The sequence below is a fragment of the Ideonella azotifigens genome (assembly GCF_006519715.1).
Lineage (GTDB): Bacteria > Pseudomonadota > Gammaproteobacteria > Burkholderiales > Burkholderiaceae_C > Ideonella > Ideonella azotifigens.
The window spans coordinates 1-1,525 of sequence record NZ_VIDT01000996.1; the positions used below are offsets into that span (position 1 = coordinate 1).

The window sequence follows — 1,525 nt, forward strand, 5'->3', positions numbered from 1 at the left end:
GAGGACGGCTGGGTGGACTACGCCGAGGTTGGCCTCGAAACCCTGGTCGACTCACCGCTGTTCGCCGGCCGCTACACCAAACGAATCGAGCTGGACCCGCCCGGCACGCCGCACGCCGTGGCGCTGAACCTGCTGGCCGACGAGCCTGGCCAGCTCGTCGCCACCGCCGCGCAGCTTGCGGCCCACAAGGCCCTGGTGCAGCAGGCCGACAAGCTGTTCGGCCACCGCCCGTACCGGCAATACGACTTCCTGCTGGCGTTGTCCGACGAGTTCGGCGGCATCGGCCTGGAGCACCACGAGTCCAGCGAAAACGGCCTGGAGGCCGACTACTTCAGCGACTGGGACAAGGCCATCCGCGGCCGCGAACTGCTGCCGCACGAATACGTGCACGCCTGGAACGGCAAGTTCCGTCGCCCGGCCGACCTCTGGACGCCGCACTACAACACCCCCATGCGCAACTCGCTGCTGTGGGTCTACGAAGGGCTCACGCAGTACTGGGGCCATGTGCTGGCCGCGCGCAGCGGGCTGTCCACGCCCGAGCAGGCGCGCGACCGGCTGGCTGCGGTTGCGGCCGACGCGCAGGCCCGCAGCGGCCGGGTCTGGCGCAGCCTGCAGGACACCACCAACGAAGCCACGCTGGGCCCCGGCCACACGGCCGAATGGGAAGACTGGCAGCGCAGCAGCGACTACTACGACGAAGGCCTGCTGCTGTGGCTGGACGCCGACACGCTGATCCGCGAGAAAAGCGGCGGCAAGAAGTCGCTGGACGACTTCGCGCGCAGCTTCTTCGGCCGCACACCGCAGCAGCGCGCAGATGGCTCGATCCAGCCGCTGACCTACACCTTCGACGAGCTGGTCACGGCACTGAACGCCTTGCAACCGCATGACTGGGCCGGTTTCTGGCGCGAGCGCCTGAACCGCACCGGCACCGTCGCTCCGCTGGACGGCGTGAGCCATGCCGGCTGGCAGCTGCGCTGGCGCACCGAAGAAAGCCGGTTCTCGGCCCAGGAACGTGGCTGGAGCGGCCCTGAAGGCGACGAGCGCCCGCAGGACATGGCCTATTCACTCGGCCTGCGCGTGACCAGCGACGGCAAGCTGGACCAGGTCTACTGGGACAGCCCGGCCTTCCAGGCGGGACTTGCCGCGGGCATGCAGGTGCTGGCCGTCAACGAACGCAGCTACCGGCCCGAGCGGCTGACGGCCGCCGTCACCGCCAACATCGACGGCAAGGCGCCGATCCAGCTGCTGGTCAAGGACGGCGACCATTTCTTCAGCGCCCGCATCGACTGGCGCGGCGGCCTGCGCTACCCGGCGCTGGAGCGTGTCAGCGCCACGCCGGACCGGCTGGATGCGATTTACAAGGCGAAGTAGGTCTTCAGTCCACTGCCAGCGCCGGCTCGACGGCGGCCGCCGTCGAAACGCCGGCCAGCTCGCGCAGCAGCGCCGCCACTTCGAACACCGCCCGGTTGCGCACCTGCAGCACCCGTGAGCGGCGCTGCGGCAGCTGGTCCAGCAAACGCGCCAC

Annotated in this window: 1 protein-coding gene; it reads left to right on the top strand. The window is 69.6% G+C overall.

The window, feature by feature from the left end; all coding sequences use genetic code 11:
• Positions 1 to 1,371: M61 family metallopeptidase (locus tag FKP22_RS30020; protein WP_141291873.1), on the top strand; the 1,371-nt coding region annotated here is incomplete at its 5' end.
• Between the last annotated feature and the right edge of the window lie 154 nt (positions 1,372 to 1,525).